The sequence below is a fragment of the Collinsella sp. LCP21S3_C7 genome (assembly GCF_052118485.1).
Lineage (GTDB): Bacteria > Actinomycetota > Coriobacteriia > Coriobacteriales > Coriobacteriaceae > Collinsella.
In genome coordinates this window covers 34,844-50,651 of sequence record NZ_JBQKHC010000004.1, presented here as the reverse complement: position 1 = coordinate 50,651, position 15,808 = coordinate 34,844, and the positions used below count along the sequence as shown (strand labels likewise).

Below are 15,808 nucleotides of genomic sequence, written 5' to 3'. Positions count from 1 at the left end.
CGTAATCGCCCTCGACTCACAGCCCAAACGCTGGCAACGAGTATTCAACCTGGTAATAACACCCAACCCAAAAGGAAAGGTTTCATGGCAAACAAGCTCTCTGTCGCATTTATCGGCACCGGAATCATGGGTGCCCCTATCGCCGGCCACATTCTGGACGCTGGCTATCCCGTCACGGTCAACAACCGCACCAAGTCCAAGGCTGCAGCGCTTGTTGAGCGCGGTGCCGTCTGGGCCGATACGCCGGCAGATGCCGCGGCGAACGCCGATGTCGTCTTTACCATGGTGGGTTATCCCTCCGAGGTCGAGGAGCTCTACCTGGCGGGCGACGGTCTGCTCGCGTGCACTAAGCCCGGTGCGGTCCTGATCGACCTCACCACGAGCTCGCCCGAGCTGGCGCGCGACATTGCCGAGGCCGCCCAGGTTTCCGGCCGCATGGCGTTTGACTGCCCCGTCACCGGCGGCGAGTCGGGTGCTATCGCCGGCACGCTTACGGCTATCGTGGGCGCTACCGAGAACGACATTGCCCCGGTCCGCGATATCCTTTCCACCTTTGCGGCAACCATCTGCTGCTTCGACGGCGCCGGCAAGGGCCAGGCTGCCAAGCTCGCCAACCAGGTGTCGCTGGGCGCCTGCATGGTCGGCATGGCCGATGCGCTGGCGTTTGCCGAGCTGAGCGGCCTTGATATGGAGAAGACCCGTCAGATGATCCTGGGCGGCACCGGCAAGTCCGGTGCCATGGAGAGCCTGGCGCCCAAGGCGCTCGACGGCGACTACAAGCCCGGTTTTATGGTGGAGCACTTCATCAAGGACCTGCGCTTGGCGCTCGCCTATGCCGACGATCGCGAGCTTGCGCTGCCCGGCGCCGACGTGGCCTTTACGCTCTATGACATGCTCGACGCCATCGGTGGTGCCAAGCTGGGTACCCAGGCCATCAATGTCCTCTATAAGGAGGAGGCCGACGCCATTGCCGCCGGTCTGGACTGGTCGCAGTATCGTCCCGAGGAGCATGGTGCTCACGAGGAAGGCTGTGGTTGCGGCGAGCATGGCGACGACCACGAGTGCGGTTGTGGCCACCACCATGGCGAGGACCACGAGTGCTGCGGCGGCCACGGCCATGACGACGGCCACGAGTGCTGCTGCGGCCACCATCACGAGGAGTAGCGCCCATGAGCTGGACGTTCGTGGTGCTTGCACTAGTGCTCTTTCTCTTTGCGATCTACATTGGCTTTTTGTGCGGCCAGTGGGCGTGCGAAAAGCGCGTCGTCACCAAGCGCGACTACTGGATTGCCAACTTTGCAGGAGCGGCGGCAGTCGTCCTGCTGACCTGGGTGTTCTCGCTGTTCCCGCTGGTGCAGTTTGCGCCGATCGGCTGGCTTGGCGGCTTTATCGCCGGCCTTAAGATGAGCTTTGGCGAGTCCGTTGGTCCGTGGCGCAAGCACGATGAGGTCTTTAACGTCAACCAGGCTCATCGCGCCGCCGCCGACGCAGGAGACGCCGAGGAGCGCCGCCGCGCGCGTCGCAATGGCGCGGCTGACCGACAGCTCATCTCGGTCACCGATGACAGCAAGGGTGCTGGCAGGCACACTAAGAAATAGTAAGAAGAGGTAACTATGGCAGAAAACAAAGACGAACAGCTCACCGACGAGGAGCTGGCACAGCTTCAGCTGGCAGAGGAGAACGAGAACACCGTCGACCGCTTGGTCCAGGAGCTCGGCTGCCCCACGCGCCGTATCCGCCAGTTTGCCGCCCGCGTGCTGCACCTGCTTGCCGAGCGCGACCCGCAGCGCGTCGTGCCCTGCGTGCCCGCGCTGATCGAGGCGCTCGACCGGCCCGAGGCTCAGACTCGCTGGGAGGCCCTCGATGCCCTGGCGGCGCTCGCCACCACCTGCCCCGACCAGCTGGGTGATGCCTTTGAGGGCGCCGAGACCGCACTGTTTGACGAGATTTCCTCCACGCTGCGCTATGCCGCCTTCCGCCTGCTGTGTGTGTGGGGTGCCACGAGCGTCGAGCGTTCGCGCGAGGCTTGGCCCATCCTGGACGAGGCCATCCAGTGCTACCACGGTGACCTCGAGTATCGCGATATGCTCGGCTGCCTGTACGAGTTTGGCAAAGGCGAGATCGATGCCGAGATCGCCGAGAAGCTTGCGCTGCGCCTTAAGTTCGATGCCGAGAACGGCAAGGGCAGCTATCTCAAGGCCCGTTCGAGCGAGATTTGCGAAATGCTTGTTAAACGTTTTGGCCTGGATCTCTCCAAAAAGAAGAAGCGTGCTAGCGTTAAAAAATCTGACGACGCCGAAGACGAGGAGTAACAGATTATGGCGCACGATGTAGTCCTGATTCCCGGTGACGGGATCGGTCCCGAGATTACGCAGGCCATGCGCCGCGTGGTCGAGGCCGCCGGTGTCCAGATCAATTGGAACGTCCAGGAGGCCGGTGCCGGCGTCATGGACGAGTTTGGCACGCCGCTGCCCCAGCATGTGCTCGATGCCGTCGCCCAGACCAAAGTTGCCATCAAGGGCCCCATCACCACGCCGGTCGGTACGGGGTTCCGCAGCGTCAACGTTGCCCTGCGTAAGTACTTCGATCTGTACGCCTGCGTGCGCCCCTGCCTGTCGCAACCGGGCGATGGCTCGCGCTTCCGCGATGTCGACCTGGTTATCGTGCGCGAGAACACCGAGGACCTCTACGCTGGTATTGAGTTCGACGAAGGCGCTGCCGAGGTCGAGGAGCTTTCACAGCTTGTCGAGCGCTCGGGTCAGAAAACCTTCGCCGCGGATTCCGCCATCTCGATCAAGCCCATCTCCATCGCCAAGAGCCGCCGTATTGTGGAGTACGCCTTTGAGTATGCTCGCCGCTGCGGCCGCAAAAAGGTGACGGCCGTGCATAAGGCCAACATCATGAAGGCGACTGACGGCCTGTTCCTGCGCGTGGCTCGCGAGGTAGCTGCCAACTATCCCGATATCGAGTTCAACGACAAGATCGTCGACGCCACCTGCATGGGTCTGGTTCAGAACCCCAACGACTTCGATGTTCTGGTCCTGCCCAATTTGTATGGCGATATCGTCAGCGACTTGTGCGCCGGTCTTGTAGGCGGCCTTGGCATGGCCCCCGGCTCCAATATCGGAGCCGACTGTGCCATCTTTGAGGCCACGCATGGCTCCGCGCCCGATATCGCTGGTCAGGATATCGCTAACCCCACGGCCGAGATTCTGTCTGCGGCTATGATGCTCGATCACCTGGGCGAGAACGACGCTGCCAATCGCATTCGCGCCGCCGTATCTGCCACGCTCGACGAGGGCGAGCAGGTTACCGGTGACGTGCGTCGTGCCCAGACCGGCTCCATTGAGGGCGCCGTGGGCACGCAGGCCTTTGCCGATGCCGTTATCGCGCATCTTGCCTAAGGGGATACGGCTTCAAACGCCTAAGCGGTACTTATACGTTTGCGGATAACCTGAGAATGAATACGCCCGGCGCTCTGTCGGGCGTATTCTATTGAGGACTATGTTTCTTAACAAGGAGTAACTGATATGGGTCTGATTCAAAAGAAGGACGAGAAGGACGAGATCGACGGCATCCAGATCATCGAGCGCGGCGAAGGGCCCGACGGTGACGAGGACGAGAAGATCGATCTGGTCGCAGGTACGTCTGCCGAGCACATTGCTGCCGGCACGACCGCCGAGGAGGAGGACGCCCGCCTGGAGGCTCAGATTGCCGCGGATGCCGCCGACGAGAACCTCATGCCTGAGGAGCAGGACGAGGACGATGACTCCGACGTGGACGACAGCGCATCCAAGCACAAGAAGACGATGATTGCCGCCTTTGTGGTCGCCATCGTGATCGCTGCTGTGGTCGGCTTCTTTATCGGCAACGGTGGTTTTGGCGGCAAGGGCGTCGGCTCGGCGACCCTCACCGAGGACCAGCTCGATTCGACCGTGGCAAGCTACAGCTACAACGGCAAGAAGAGCGACATCACCGCGCGCGAGGCCATCGAGAGCCAGTACAGCCTTGATACCGTCAAGGATAGCGATGGCAACTACACCGCTCCCTCTGCCGATGTCATCCTGTCCTACGTGCGCAACCAGATTCTGCTGGACGCTGCCGAGGATGAGGGCATCACCGTCTCTTCTAAGGAGATGAAGAAGTACGCCGAGGATTCTATCGGCACTTCGGACTACAAGACCATGGCCACGCAGTATGGCGTGTCCAAGGACCAGGCCAAGCAGATCGTCCGCCAGTCCGCAACGCTGCAGAAGCTCTACAAGAAGAAGGTGGGCGATAGCTCCGCAAGCATGCCGATCGCTCCGACCGAGCCTTCTGACGGCAACGAGGACACCGCGAGCAAGGACTACGCCGATTACATCATCAACCTTGCCGGTGACGAGTGGGATAGCAAGAAGGGCAGCTGGAAGGACGCCGATAGCACCTACGCTAAGGCTTTTGCCGACGATGCCTTTACGGCCGATAGCGCTACCTATAAGCAGGCCATGACCGCCTATTACACCGCCTACCAGCAGTACTCTTCGCAGGCTTCGAGCGCCAGCTCCAAGTGGACCGAGTACGCCAACGGCCTCTACGCCAAGGCCAATATCAGCATCTACGGCCTGTTTGCGTAAAGATTGCCTGAGCCTTCGAGTACGAAGCCGAAATATCTGCCGAAGCCCCCTAGAGCGGACATCGTTCTAGGGGGCTTTTTGCGTTGGAGGGCTATCTATTGAGACGGAAAGGGCAGATTGAATGATCACGCACGTGCTTCATCGGGTCTCCCTAATTCATCTGGGAAAACAACTGCAAACGATTGCAAGTAACCGGTGAACGGTCGAAAACGACCGTTCACCGATAATCTCAAAACTGGTTCAGACTGGTATTAAGTCAAAAAGACCAATTCACATATCTTCACAATGACCTGCAATTTTTCTACACGCTATTTTTAGCCGCCCTGCGTTGTTTAGACACGGAAAAAGATCCGATCTTTTGCCAAAGCATTTCGAAACGATTTCAAAACCGCAGGTAGATGTGTTAACGACCGGTAAACGGTCGAAATATCACCGTGAGCGGTGCAAAAACGTTTTACTGTATGAATCAACGAAAGCGACCTCTTCTGGGGTGATATAGTGACAACAACACGTCACGTGGTTACTACCAGTTGAGAAACCACTGGTCTTCAAAGAACGCTTTCCAAGAAGCTTTAAGGGCGAGCGCCCGCTGGCTTCCGAAAATCATCGGACTCAGATCGTACACACCTTCGGAAGGGAAATTTGAATGGTTGGCTTTATTCTTACCGGTCATGGACAGTTCGCACCCGGTCTCGCAAGCGCTATCGCTATGGTTGCCGGTGACCAGCCCGCTTTTACCGTCGTTCCTTTTGAGGGCGATCAGGCTGCTTCCTACGGTGAGGATCTCCGCGCCGCTATTACCGCCATGCGCGAGGAGTGCGATGGCGTGCTCGTCTTTACCGACCTGCTTGGCGGCACCCCGTTTAACCAGTCGATGATGATTGCCCAGGATGTCGACAACGTCGAGGTTCTGACTGGCACTAACCTCCCCATGGTTATTGAGCTTCTGTTCCTCCGCGGCAATGCCACGCTCGCCGAGCTTGGCGAGCAGGCAGTGACCGTTGGCCAGACGGGCATCACCGCCCAGACGGTCGCATCCGTTGCCGGCTCCGACGAAGAGGATATCTTCGGCGACGAGGACGGCATCTAATGGCCGATTTCGGAGCCAACGTCCTGAGCTCCTCGGTCGCTCTTTTAGGCCTGCTTGTCATCATGGGCTTGATTTACACCATCTGGTCGCAAATCAACATGAAGAAGAAGCAGAAGTACTTCAAGGAGCTGCACACCGAGCTCAAGCCGGGTCAGGAGGTTCTTTTCGCCGGCGGTATCTACGGAACCGTCAAGGGCATTGAAGGCGAGAAGGTCCAGATCAAAGTCCGATCCGGAGCCGTCGTAGATGTTTCGCGTTACGCGATTCAGGAGATCAAGTAACTGTCGTCAGCAAATAGCGAAAGGAAGCTGATCAACATGGCAGAACCCAACATTCTTCTTACCCGCATCGATAACCGACTGATTCATGGTCAGGTTGCCACCCAGTGGAACTCCACTCTGGGCTCCAACCTCATCCTCGTCGCCAACGACGACGTGTCAACCAATACCATGCGCCAGAACCTCATGAAGATGGCCGCTCCCGCCGGCGTCGCTACGCGTTTCTTCTCCCTGCAGAAGACCATCGACGTCATCGGCAAGGCGAGCCCGCGCCAGAAGATCTTCATCGTGGCCGAAACACCGGAAGACGTGCTTACGCTCGTCAAGGGCGGTGTGCCTATAAAGAAGGTAAACATCGGCAACATGCACATGTCGGAAGGAAAGCGCCAAGTCGCCACCTCCGTCGCAGTTAACGACGAGGATGTCGCTGCGTTTAAAGAGCTGCAGGAATTGGGGGTGGAGCTGGAGATCAGGCGCGTTCCGAGCACGCCTGTTGAGGACACGAGCAAGCTCTTCTCGTAATCCTCGTGATCCACATTGTCAGGAGTGAAACCCTGACGTTCTGTACGTGATATCAAAAGTGCGTACATACATTTTGAAAGGAGGAGCAAGATGGAATACTCGATCATCCAGGTCGCTCTGGTCTTCATCGTCACGTTCGTCGCGGCAATCGACCAGTTCAACTTCCTCGAGTCTCTCTATCAGCCCATCGTCACCGGCGCCGTCATCGGTCTTATCCTTGGCGACCTCAACACCGGTCTTCTCGTGGGTGGTACCTATCAGCTCATGACGATCGGCAACATGCCGATCGGAGGCGCTCAGCCGCCTAACGCCGTCATCGGCGGCATCATGGCAGCCATTCTCGCAATCGCCACGGGCCTCGAGCCCAACGCGGCAGTCGGCCTTGCCATTCCGTTCGCTCTGCTTGGTCAGCTCGGCGTTACCCTGGTCTTCACGCTTATGTCGCCGCTCATGTCCTCCGCGGACAACATGGCTCACAACGCTGACACCAAGGGTATCGAGCGTCTGAACTACTTCGCCATGGCTCTGCTCGGCCTGATCTTCGCTATCGTCGTCACCCTGTTCTTCATCGCTGGCGCTACCATCGGTCAGACCATCGCTTCCGCCATCCCGGCTTGGCTGCAGACCGGTCTCTCCGCTGCAGGCGGCATGATGCGCTTCGTCGGCTTCGCCGTCCTGCTCAAGGTTATGATGAACCGCGATATGTGGGGCTTCTTCCTCATGGGCTTTGGCCTCGCGATCATCACCGTTGCCAACGATTCTCTGGCAACTCCTGCCCTGCTCATCCTCGCTCTCATCGGCTTCGGCATTGCTTTCTGGGACTTCCAGCAGCAGACCGAGCTGAAGGGTGCAGCTGTTTCTGACGGAGGTGACTTCGAAGATGGCATCTAATGAGTATGTGATCCCGGAGCACTACGAGGATCTCACTCCTGCTCCGCAGCTCGACCAGAAGACCCTCAACAAGATGGCTTGGCGCTCCTGCTTCCTGCAGGCCTCGTTCAACTACGAGCGTATGCAGGCCGCTGGCTGGCTCTACTCCATCATCCCCGGTCTGGAGAAGATCCACACCAACAAGAACGACCTCGCGGCTTCCATGAGCCACAACCTGGAGTTCTTCAACACTCACCCGTTCCTCGTCACCTTTGTTATGGGCATCGTGCTTTCGCTCGAGCAGAACAAGGTTGACATCCCCACGATTCGCGCCGTCCGCGTCGCCGCAATGGGCCCGCTCGGTGGTATCGGTGACGCCCTGTTCTGGCTGACGCTTGTGCCTATCACGGCTGGCATCACCTCCAACATGGCCATCAACGGCAACGCCGCTGCGCCGATCATCTTCCTGGTGATCTTCAACGCCGTCCAGTTCGCACTGCGCTTCTGGCTCATGAACTGGTCCTACAAGCTTGGCACCAGCGCTATAGACGCTCTGACCGCCAACATGCAGGCCTTCACGCGCGCCGCTTCCATCATGGGCGTCTTCGTCGTCGGTTGCCTGGTCGTCACCATGGGTGGCACCCAGATCAACCTTCAGATTCCCAACGGCACCACCCGTGGCCTCTCCGCTACTACCGTGATCGTCTCCGAGAAGGAGGCCGAGAACTTCACCGGTATGGAGGGCATCGATACCGAGACCGCTGAGGCCGGTACCATTGCCATGACCGATAAGGACGGCAACGCCCTCACCGCTTCCGATGCCGACGGCAACGCTGTCGAGTGCGGCGTCACCGATCTGGGCAACGGCATGGAGTCCGTGACCTACGGCACCGTTACCGAGGATCCGGTCAACTTCTCTGTTGCCGACACCCTCAACACCATCGTCCCGAAACTCGTCCCGCTTATGCTTACGCTGCTGCTTTACTACATGTTCGCTAAGCACAGCTGGACCCCGACCAAGGGCATTCTGCTGCTCTTCGTCCTGGGCATCCTGGGCGCTGGCCCGCTTGGTCTCTGGCCGAGCATCTGGTAAGGCTCTAGCTTGAGGGGTGTGTCCCTACGCGGCTCACACCCCGACCCCTTAAGCCATGTGTATGTTAAAAGCCGCGTGCTCGAAAGAGCGCGCGGCTTTTGTTTTCTTGATGATTCGGATGTAGCAGACAGATAATGTTAACCACCCAAGGTAGTAGCCGAGTTTGAGAAAATGGGAGGATAGGATGGCGATCGGGGCGCGTAAGCAACCGCTGTACGATCAGCTGGTCGATATTCTGACCGAAAAGATTGACCATGAATATCGCGCCGGTGACATGATTCCTTCCGAGCGCGAACTTTCGGAGCGCTATGGTCTCTCGCGCACCACGGTACGCTTGGCTCTGCAGGAACTGGAGCGTTTAGGACTGGTGGTTCGGCAGCACGGTCGCGGTACCTTTGTGACCGACCGTTCGGCAAAGGCAACCAATCTTATGCAGTCCTACAGCTTTACCGAACAGATGCGCGCGATGGGTCGTGACCCCGAGACCACGATTCTCGAGTTTTGCGAGATGGAGGCCGATAAGAATCTAGCCGAGCATATGGGATTGCATATCGGTGATCGCGTTTTTAAGCTCAAGCGCCTTCGTTCTGCCGACAACATGCCCATGATGGTCGAACGCAGCTATCTGCCGGTTCGTCAATTTCTGTCCCTAAAGCGACCACTGCTGGAGAGTAAGCCGCTTTACGATGTGATTGAGCAGGACTTTCAGCAAAAGATTCGCGTGGCCGAAGAGGAGTTCTATGCGAGCATAGCCCGTCCCACCGATGCCCACCTTTTGGCAATTGTCGAGGGGTCGCCTGTGCTCGATTTGGTCAGGACTACGTATAACGAGTCAAACGAGGTTGTGGAGTATACGCTCTCGGTTGCTCGTGCCGATCAGTTTAAATACAAGGTTTACCACCAGCGTAGCAACTAGTGTTCGCATCGTTTCCATATGGTGATTCCTTGCATTTAACTGGTTACTACCAGATAACCAACCGAAGTGTATAATTGCACGTCAGAGGATTACTTCTAGAGAGAGGTATTAGAAATGTTCGAGAAGAGTGTCGAGGAGCTCACCGAGCTCGGCGCCCAGATCACCACGGCCGAGATTGCTCAGCAGCCCGAGCTTTGGCGTGATACGCTCAACATCTATCGTGAGAACAAGGAGGCCATCGAGGCCTTTCTGGCCGAGGCTCGCGCTATGGGCGAGGGCCGTCTGTCCGTTGTCTTCACCGGTGCCGGTACGTCTGACTACGTTGGCGATACCTGCGCCCCGTACCTGCGTCACGCTGGCAACACTGATCTCTACGACTTTAAGCCCATTGCCACGACCGACATCGTGAGCGCCCCGCGCGACTTCCTGCGTGCCGAGGATCCCACGCTCGTGGTTTCCTTTGCCCGCTCTGGCAACAGCCCCGAGAGCCTTGCCGCCGTTGCCGTTGCCAAGGAGCTTGTCCACAACGTCAAATTCCTCAACATCACCTGCGCTCCCGAGGGCAAGCTCGCCGTCGAGTCTGCCGATGATCCCAACGCGCTGACGCTGCTCATTCCGCGCGCCAACGACAAGGGCTTCGCCATGACCGGTTCTTATTCCTGCATGACCCTGCTCGCCACCCTTATTTTCGACACTGCCTCTGACGAGCAGAAGGCCGAGTGGGTCGAGACGATTGCCAAGATGGGCGAGGAGGTCATCTCCCGTGAGCCCGAGATCGCCGATTACCTCGCTGGAGACTTCAGCCGCGTGACCTACTTGGGTTCTGGCTCCTTCGGTGGCCTTGCCCAGGAGAGCCAGCTCAAGATCCTCGAGCTCGCTCACGGCCTGGTTGCCACTTCTTACGACACTTCCATGGGCTATCGTCACGGACCCAAGTCCTTCGTCGACGACAAGACCCTCGTGTTCGTGTTCGTCAACAACGACGCCTACACCCGTCAGTACGACATCGACATCCTCAATGAGATCGGTGGCGACGATATTGCTCAGCACACCGTTGCCGTTCAGCAGGATGGCGCTACTGTCTACGAGGGTGAGTCCTTCACCTTTAAGGGCTACGAGGCGCTTCCCGAGGGCTACCTTGCTCTGCCGTTCGTGATGTTTGCCCAGGCTATCAGCCTGCTTAACTCCGTGCGCGTGGGCAACACGCCCGACACGCCGAGCCCCACCGGCACGGTCAACCGCGTGGTCAAGGGCGTGACGATTCACCCCTTCACCGCTTAATCGCGTCCCCCTGTAAGGGCGCCCGTCCGCTCGTAACGGCGGGCGGGCGCTTTTTGTTTTACGTGAGCTGGGTATAAACATCACCACAGTCAACTACTTTAGAAGTGAGGAGTACATATGAGCACGTATGCAATTAAGGCTGACAAGTTCTTCTTGCCGGCAGGCCCGCAACTGGGCGGCTATCTTATGGTCGAGGACGGCGTCTTTGGCGCTTGGCAGGCCGACGAGCCCTCCTGCGAGATCAAGGACTACACGGGATCGTGGATCGCGCCGGGCATGGTCGACACCCACATCCATGGCTTCTATAACCATTCGACTACCGATAACGATCCCGAGGGCATCGATATCAGCTCGACCGAGCTCGCCCGTCGCGGTACCACCAGCTGGCTGCCCACGACGTTCACCGATGGCGTCGAGCAGATCAAGGACGCCTGCGCCGCCATCGCTCAGGCGGACGAGGGCCGTGGCCCCGACTTCTGCGGTGCTCGCATTCAGGGCATCTACCTGGAGGGCCCTTTCTTTACCATGAAGCACGTGGGCGCGCAGAACCCCGCTTATCTTATCGATCCCTCCGAGGAGGTCTTCGATCAGTGGCAGGAGGCTGCGGGCGGTCGCATCGTTAAGAGCGCCATGGCGGCCGAGCACAACGGTGCCGCTGCTTATGCGGCTGCTCTGAACGCCAAGGGTGTGGTGACCAGCATCGGTCACTCCGACGCCACCTACGATGAGTGCATCGCCGCCATCAACGCCGGTGCCAGCTGCTTTACGCATACCTATAACGGCCAGCGCGGACTGCATCACCGTGAGCCCGGTGTTGTGGGTGCTGCCATGTCCACGCCCGAGACCTACGCCGAGATCATCTGTGACGGCAAGCACGTAAACCCTGGCGCTATCAAGGCGCTGCTGCAGGCAAAGGGCTGGCAGCATACGGTGCTCATCACCGACTGCCTGGGTTGCGGCGGCATGCCCGAGGGCAGCTACACCAGTGGCGGCATGGACGTCATCATGAAGGACAACCTGTGCTGGCTCGCCGACGGCAAGAGCATTGCCGGCTCGGTGCTCACGCTTGCCCAGGGCGTCAAGAACATTGTCGACTGGGGCATCGCCAGCGCCGATATCGCCATTCGCATGGCAACCGAGGTGCCGGCACGCTCCGTGCACATCGAGGATAAGTGCGGCAGCATCATGCCGGGTCGCGACGCTGACTTTGTCGTGTTCGACCATGAGCTCACCCTCGTCGAGACGTATGTTGGCGGTCAGAGCGTCGGTAACGCCTTTACCGAGTAACGATAGAAAAAGACGGCGGGTCCGAATCTGCTCGGACCCGCCGCATGGGTTAAACGCTCAAAAGTACCTTCACAGTTACAGCTTGTTAGCGATCTTCTTTACCGTGCGCTTAACGCCGGCCACCAGGCCTCCTGCAGGATGCTCCTTCTCGTATGCTAGGCGCTTCTCGCGCTTGGCGTACTCTTCGACGATGATGTCGCCATACTCGTCTTCGATCTTGTCGAAGAAGTCGACGGCGCCCTTAATTTCCTCAGCGGTCGGGTGTCCCTTTTGGACACCGCCGGCGAGTTTGAACGGCCCCCACGTATCAAAGCCGGGGCAGCCGTAGACACCCATAAAGATGGCCTGCCTCATGCGGCAGATGCCATCGATATCCTTGCCGTACCACTTGTTTTTGCCACCGTAGGTCATAAGGCCAAACACCTTGTCCTGCGGCTGCAGCACGTTGGTGAGCACGCGTGCCATGTCCTTGTCGATCTCGGAGTAATAGATGCCCGTGGCGACACCGATCAGATGATATTCGTGCAGGTTGGGATACTCGTTTTTGCCGAGCGCCTTGACGTCGAGGGTATCGATCTCGGGGTGTGCCTCGACGATGGCGTCCACGAGCTTTTTCGTATTGCCGTGATGGCGCGAGGCGTAGAGGATGATGGTTCGCATAAGAAGGCCTTCCAGCTGTAATTGCATCAATGTCTGTATGGTACCCCGTTGCATGGCTGGGATACCGGACACATCGATGAGCGTGCGGGTTTGTCCTTTGGTCAGGGCCGAGACGGGTGCTTGTGAGCAAAAAGCAGTTGTTCGAAAGGATGGGCAATGGAATACGCTCTCTCCAACGATTCGATTTCTGTTAAGGTGTCCACGGCTGGTGGTTCCTTTACCTCGATTGAGGCTGGAGGTCGCGAGTATCTGTGGCAGGGCGATCCCGCCGTGTGGTCTGGCCAGGCACCGATTTGCTTCCCGATTTGCGGAGGCCTGCGCGATGGCAGTGCCATGACGTTTTCCGGGTATCATGTGAAGCTCGCCCGCCACGGGTTTGCGCGCAAACAGGAGTGGAAGCTGCTGAGCCAAAGCGCAAACGAGCTGGCTATGTGCCTGGCTTCGGAGGATAACGCCGCGCTGCTGAGAGATTATCCCTACCCGTTTAAGCTTGTCGCTCGTTATACGCTCGAGGACGCTGCCGTGCGCGTTTCCTATGAGGTGACCAACGAGGGCACCGAGGACATGCCGTTCTTTATCGGTGGACACCCCGGCTTTAGGTGCCCGCTCGACGAGGGCGAGGCCTATACGGACTACGAGTTGCGCTTCGAGAAAGACGAGGCTGCGGAGCTTTGCACCGCCGTACCCTCGACTGGCTTGATTGATGTAGCTAACCGTTCAAAGAACCCCATGGTGGGAAAGACACTGCCCCTGTCGCATGAGCTCTTCGATTTTGCGGAGACCATCTTTGACGTGCTCGAGAGTCGTCAGGTCACGCTTTCCAAGAAGGGCGAGGACAAGGGCGTTCGCTTGAGTTTTGAGGGTTTCCCGTACCTCATCGTGTGGAGTAAGCCCGAGGGCGATTTTGTGGCAGTTGAGCCCTGGGGCGGCCTGTCGACCTGCTCCGATGAGGACGACGTACTTGAGCATAAGCGCGGCTGCCTTGTCGCCAAGCCCAAGGAGACCGTCGTTCGCTCGTTCACGATTGAGATTCTGTAATCCCGTTTTGTCGACTCGTATCGCGAGGCATAAGGAGCCCGCGAGATAAGGAGCTAAAATGATCCTCACCGTTACGATGAACCCGTCTGTCGATACGCGCTATCAGCTCGATGAGCTCATTATCGACGACGTCAACCGTGTGACGCCCGAAAAGACCGCCGGCGGCAAGGGTCTCAACGTGGCCCGTGTGCTGGGCCAGCTGGGCGACGACGTTGTGGCAACCGGTCTGCTCGGTGGCCATATGGGCGCCTATATGGCAGAGCTCATGGATGCCAACGGTATTAACAACGACTTTGTGCCCATCAAGGGCGAGACTCGCATTTGCCTCAACATCCTCCACGCCGGCAACCAGACCGAGCTGCTCGAGAGCGGCCCGACGATTGCCCCCGAGGAGCTGGATGCCTTTACCGCCAAGTTTACCGAGCTTGCGAGCAAGGCCGACGTCGTCACTATTTCGGGTTCGCTGCCCCGCGGCGTCGAGGCGGACTACTATGCCAAGATTACGGGCATTGCCGAGAACGCCGGCGCCAAGGTGCTGCTCGATACCTCGGGCGCTTCGCTTGAGGCTGCCCTCAAGTCCGAGGTCAAGCCCGAGCTGGTCAAGCCTAACCTAACCGAGATCAACGGCTTGTTGGGCACGAGCTTTACCACCGACGATGTGGACGAGCTCCGTGCTGCGCTCGCCTCTGACGCCCGCTTCTCCGATATCCCCTGGGTCGTCGTGTCCATGGGCGCTGCCGGCTCCGTGGGCTTCCACAACGGACGTGCGTTCCGTGCCAAGACCCCCGATATTCCTGCCGTTAACGCTACGGGTTCCGGCGACTCCACTATCGCCGGTTTCGCGCATGCCATCGCTGCCGGCGCGGACGACGAGACGGTGCTGCGTACCGCCAACACCTGCGGCAAGCTCAATGCCATGGATCCCATGACCGGTCATCTGGTCATGGACCGTTGGGACGAGGTTTACAACGGCGTTGTCGTGGCCGAGCTGTAAGAACTTGGGCGTCGGCTCCGGCATCGGTTGTTTGCTTGTGGTTAGAGCCAACGACAAGTGCGGTAGCATTATGCCGGGGCGCGACGCCGATGCTGTCGTGTTCATTCCCGACCTTACCCTGGTCGAGACGTATGCGGGCGGCAACAGCTTTGGTAACGCGTTTGCCGAGTAGCTGCCAAAGAAACGATCCGAGAGGGGATTTAGATGATTTACGGTGCATTGGGCGATATCGAGGAGTACCGCGGAATGCTCAAGGGCCTCGACGTGCTGATCGACTGGCTCGAGGAGAACGACCCGGCGGAGCTCGAGGTCGGCAGCCATCCGATTTTGGGCGACAAGGTCTTTGCAAACGTCATGGCTCCCACGACGCGTCCCGAGGCCGAGGCTCACTATGAGACGCATCAGCGCTATCACGACCTGCAGATCGACGTCGAGGGTCGCGAGGCCTTTAAGGTCGCTACGGGTAGCCTGACGCTGGTCCAGGAGTTTGACGAGAAGGACGACTACGATCTGGTCGATTCCGACGCCTCGATCGCCGGCGATCTTGCCGACGACAAGTTTGCGCTGTTTGTTGCCGGTGAGCCGCACATGCCCACGCTCGAGTTCCCGGGCGATGGCGCACAGCCGGTCAAGAAGATCTGCTTTAAGCTGCTTGCCGACGCCTACTGGGAGGAGTAGCGAACTGCCCGACTGAGCTGTTCGTCTGATGGCGTGTTTCCCCTAAGGGAAGCACGCTACGACCCCGTTAATCGTGTTTTCCTAGGGGAATCACGATTAACGGGGTTTCTGTTTTTGAATAGGGGAGCTGACGCTGTGGCGATGCGTGGGTGGGCGCGCGCACTCAAAATCGAAAACAAAAAAGCCGCCCGAAGGCGGCTGTCTTGTGCGATGGAGCCAGCGACCGGGCTCGAACCGGTGACCCCCGCTTTACGAGAGCGGTGCTCTACCAACTGAGCTACGCTGGCGGCCATGTGGTGACGCAGCTGAGGCGTCAACGGCTGTCTATGATACGGGACATCGCAAATCCGCGCAAGTGTTCTGATGGCTTTTCTCACGTTAAATGCACCAATCATTCAAGCCGGGATGTGCCTGGTTGCCTACAACTAGGTACAAAAACGCCCGTCGGCGGTGTGCCGGCGGGCGCTGCTGTGCGATATGTTGCG

17 protein-coding genes and 1 tRNA gene are annotated in these 15,808 nt (G+C 58.8%); 16 read left to right on the top strand and 2 right to left on the bottom strand.

What is annotated here, in order from left to right:
- Positions 1-84: 84 nt before the first annotated feature.
- The 13 genes from ACTQ1E_RS03045 to nagA all read left to right on the top strand — a co-directional run bounded on the left by ACTQ1E_RS03045 (position 85) and on the right by nagA (position 11,953).
- Positions 85-1,164, top strand: coding sequence for an NAD(P)-binding domain-containing protein (locus ACTQ1E_RS03045; RefSeq protein ID WP_427718955.1), 1,080 nt, complete (start codon positions 85-87; stop codon positions 1,162-1,164).
- Between the two features lie 5 nt (positions 1,165-1,169).
- Entirely contained in the window at positions 1,170-1,598 is a 429-nt protein-coding gene (locus tag ACTQ1E_RS03040) for a hypothetical protein (protein WP_427728604.1), read from the top strand.
- A 15-nt stretch (positions 1,599-1,613) separates the two neighbouring features.
- A complete protein-coding gene (locus ACTQ1E_RS03035) occupies positions 1,614-2,312 on the top strand; it encodes a hypothetical protein (RefSeq protein ID WP_427718960.1) in 699 nt (232 codons plus the stop codon).
- 6 nt (positions 2,313-2,318) lie between these two features.
- A complete protein-coding gene (locus ACTQ1E_RS03030) occupies positions 2,319-3,404 on the top strand; it encodes an isocitrate/isopropylmalate dehydrogenase family protein (protein ID WP_427728602.1) in 1,086 nt (361 codons plus the stop codon).
- A gap of 126 nt (positions 3,405-3,530) precedes the next feature.
- Positions 3,531-4,616, top strand: coding sequence for a hypothetical protein (locus ACTQ1E_RS03025; protein ID WP_441564661.1), 1,086 nt, complete (start codon positions 3,531-3,533; stop codon positions 4,614-4,616).
- Positions 4,617-5,262: 646 nt separating this feature from the next.
- Positions 5,263-5,706 (top strand): PTS fructose transporter subunit IIA, encoded by a 444-nt coding sequence (locus ACTQ1E_RS03020; protein ID WP_117743271.1) that lies wholly within the window; start codon positions 5,263-5,265, stop codon positions 5,704-5,706.
- Positions 5,706-5,987, top strand: coding sequence for a preprotein translocase subunit YajC (gene yajC, locus ACTQ1E_RS03015; RefSeq protein WP_022094612.1), 282 nt, complete (start codon positions 5,706-5,708; stop codon positions 5,985-5,987). The genes ACTQ1E_RS03020 and yajC overlap by 1 nt, the downstream gene beginning before the upstream one ends.
- 36 nt (positions 5,988-6,023) lie before the next feature.
- The gene (gene agaV / locus ACTQ1E_RS03010; protein ID WP_154514998.1) at positions 6,024-6,506 is read left to right on the top strand and encodes a PTS N-acetylgalactosamine transporter subunit IIB; all 483 of its coding nucleotides are present in this window, start codon (positions 6,024-6,026) and stop codon (positions 6,504-6,506) included.
- A gap of 90 nt (positions 6,507-6,596) precedes the next feature.
- Positions 6,597-7,397 carry a PTS mannose/fructose/sorbose/N-acetylgalactosamine transporter subunit IIC gene (locus tag ACTQ1E_RS03005; protein ID WP_154514996.1) on the top strand — a complete coding sequence of 267 codons (801 nt, stop codon included), beginning with the start codon at positions 6,597-6,599 and terminating at the stop codon, positions 7,395-7,397.
- Positions 7,387-8,469, top strand: coding sequence for a PTS system mannose/fructose/sorbose family transporter subunit IID (locus ACTQ1E_RS03000; RefSeq protein WP_138374505.1), 1,083 nt, complete (start codon positions 7,387-7,389; stop codon positions 8,467-8,469). Before ACTQ1E_RS03005 ends, ACTQ1E_RS03000 begins: the two co-directional genes overlap by 11 nt.
- 184 nt (positions 8,470-8,653) lie before the next feature.
- Positions 8,654-9,385, top strand: coding sequence for a GntR family transcriptional regulator (locus tag ACTQ1E_RS02995; RefSeq protein ID WP_154514994.1), 732 nt, complete (start codon positions 8,654-8,656; stop codon positions 9,383-9,385).
- Positions 9,386-9,499: 114 nt separating this feature from the next.
- Positions 9,500-10,666 carry an SIS domain-containing protein gene (gene agaS / locus ACTQ1E_RS02990; RefSeq protein ID WP_441054132.1) on the top strand — a complete coding sequence of 389 codons (1,167 nt, stop codon included), beginning with the start codon at positions 9,500-9,502 and terminating at the stop codon, positions 10,664-10,666.
- A 117-nt stretch (positions 10,667-10,783) separates the two neighbouring features.
- A complete protein-coding gene (nagA, locus tag ACTQ1E_RS02985) occupies positions 10,784-11,953 on the top strand; it encodes an N-acetylglucosamine-6-phosphate deacetylase (RefSeq protein WP_441564659.1) in 1,170 nt (389 codons plus the stop codon).
- Positions 11,954-12,028: 75 nt separating this feature from the next.
- Here nagA and ACTQ1E_RS02980 read toward each other — a convergent pair whose 3' ends face one another.
- Positions 12,029-12,613 carry a hypothetical protein gene (locus ACTQ1E_RS02980; protein WP_427794002.1) on the bottom strand — a complete coding sequence of 195 codons (585 nt, stop codon included), beginning with the start codon at positions 12,611-12,613 and terminating at the stop codon, positions 12,029-12,031.
- Positions 12,614-12,769: 156 nt separating this feature from the next.
- On the opposite strand from ACTQ1E_RS02980, the gene ACTQ1E_RS02975 reads away from it, so the two are divergent.
- The 3 genes from ACTQ1E_RS02975 to ACTQ1E_RS02965 all read left to right on the top strand — a co-directional run bounded on the left by ACTQ1E_RS02975 (position 12,770) and on the right by ACTQ1E_RS02965 (position 15,323).
- Positions 12,770-13,651: an aldose 1-epimerase family protein gene (locus ACTQ1E_RS02975; protein WP_441040860.1), complete on the top strand. Its 882-nt coding sequence runs from the start codon at positions 12,770-12,772 to the stop codon at positions 13,649-13,651.
- A gap of 58 nt (positions 13,652-13,709) precedes the next feature.
- On the top strand, positions 13,710-14,645 hold the full coding sequence (locus tag ACTQ1E_RS02970; protein ID WP_441537210.1) for a hexose kinase: 936 nt from the start codon (positions 13,710-13,712) through the stop codon (positions 14,643-14,645).
- 204 nt (positions 14,646-14,849) lie between these two features.
- A complete protein-coding gene (locus ACTQ1E_RS02965; protein WP_117778978.1) occupies positions 14,850-15,323 on the top strand; it encodes a YhcH/YjgK/YiaL family protein in 474 nt (157 codons plus the stop codon).
- Positions 15,324-15,534: 211 nt separating this feature from the next.
- On the opposite strand, the gene ACTQ1E_RS02960 is transcribed toward ACTQ1E_RS02965, so the two are convergent.
- Positions 15,535-15,610, bottom strand: a tRNA-Thr gene (locus ACTQ1E_RS02960).
- Between the last annotated feature and the right edge of the window lie 198 nt (positions 15,611-15,808).

Excerpts from the sequence above, each read along its gene's own strand:
- ACTQ1E_RS03045 (WP_427718955.1), top strand. The coding sequence starts at position 85 with ATGGCAAACAAGCTCTCTGTCGCATTTATCGGCACCGGAATCATGGGT.
- ACTQ1E_RS03040 (WP_427728604.1), top strand. The coding sequence starts at position 1,170 with ATGAGCTGGACGTTCGTGGTGCTTGCACTAGTGCTCTTTCTCTTTGCG.
- ACTQ1E_RS03035 (WP_427718960.1), top strand. The coding sequence starts at position 1,614 with ATGGCAGAAAACAAAGACGAACAGCTCACCGACGAGGAGCTGGCACAG.
- ACTQ1E_RS03030 (WP_427728602.1), top strand. The coding sequence starts at position 2,319 with ATGGCGCACGATGTAGTCCTGATTCCCGGTGACGGGATCGGTCCCGAG.
- ACTQ1E_RS03025 (WP_441564661.1), top strand. The coding sequence starts at position 3,531 with ATGGGTCTGATTCAAAAGAAGGACGAGAAGGACGAGATCGACGGCATC.
- ACTQ1E_RS03020 (WP_117743271.1), top strand. The coding sequence starts at position 5,263 with ATGGTTGGCTTTATTCTTACCGGTCATGGACAGTTCGCACCCGGTCTC.
- yajC (WP_022094612.1), top strand. The coding sequence starts at position 5,706 with ATGGCCGATTTCGGAGCCAACGTCCTGAGCTCCTCGGTCGCTCTTTTA.
- agaV (WP_154514998.1), top strand. The coding sequence starts at position 6,024 with ATGGCAGAACCCAACATTCTTCTTACCCGCATCGATAACCGACTGATT.
- ACTQ1E_RS03005 (WP_154514996.1), top strand. The coding sequence starts at position 6,597 with ATGGAATACTCGATCATCCAGGTCGCTCTGGTCTTCATCGTCACGTTC.
- ACTQ1E_RS03000 (WP_138374505.1), top strand. The coding sequence starts at position 7,387 with ATGGCATCTAATGAGTATGTGATCCCGGAGCACTACGAGGATCTCACT.
- ACTQ1E_RS02995 (WP_154514994.1), top strand. The coding sequence starts at position 8,654 with ATGGCGATCGGGGCGCGTAAGCAACCGCTGTACGATCAGCTGGTCGAT.
- agaS (WP_441054132.1), top strand. The coding sequence starts at position 9,500 with ATGTTCGAGAAGAGTGTCGAGGAGCTCACCGAGCTCGGCGCCCAGATC.
- nagA (WP_441564659.1), top strand. The coding sequence starts at position 10,784 with ATGAGCACGTATGCAATTAAGGCTGACAAGTTCTTCTTGCCGGCAGGC.
- ACTQ1E_RS02980 (WP_427794002.1), bottom strand. The coding sequence starts at position 12,613 with ATGCGAACCATCATCCTCTACGCCTCGCGCCATCACGGCAATACGAAA.
- ACTQ1E_RS02975 (WP_441040860.1), top strand. The coding sequence starts at position 12,770 with ATGGAATACGCTCTCTCCAACGATTCGATTTCTGTTAAGGTGTCCACG.
- ACTQ1E_RS02970 (WP_441537210.1), top strand. The coding sequence starts at position 13,710 with ATGATCCTCACCGTTACGATGAACCCGTCTGTCGATACGCGCTATCAG.
- ACTQ1E_RS02965 (WP_117778978.1), top strand. The coding sequence starts at position 14,850 with ATGATTTACGGTGCATTGGGCGATATCGAGGAGTACCGCGGAATGCTC.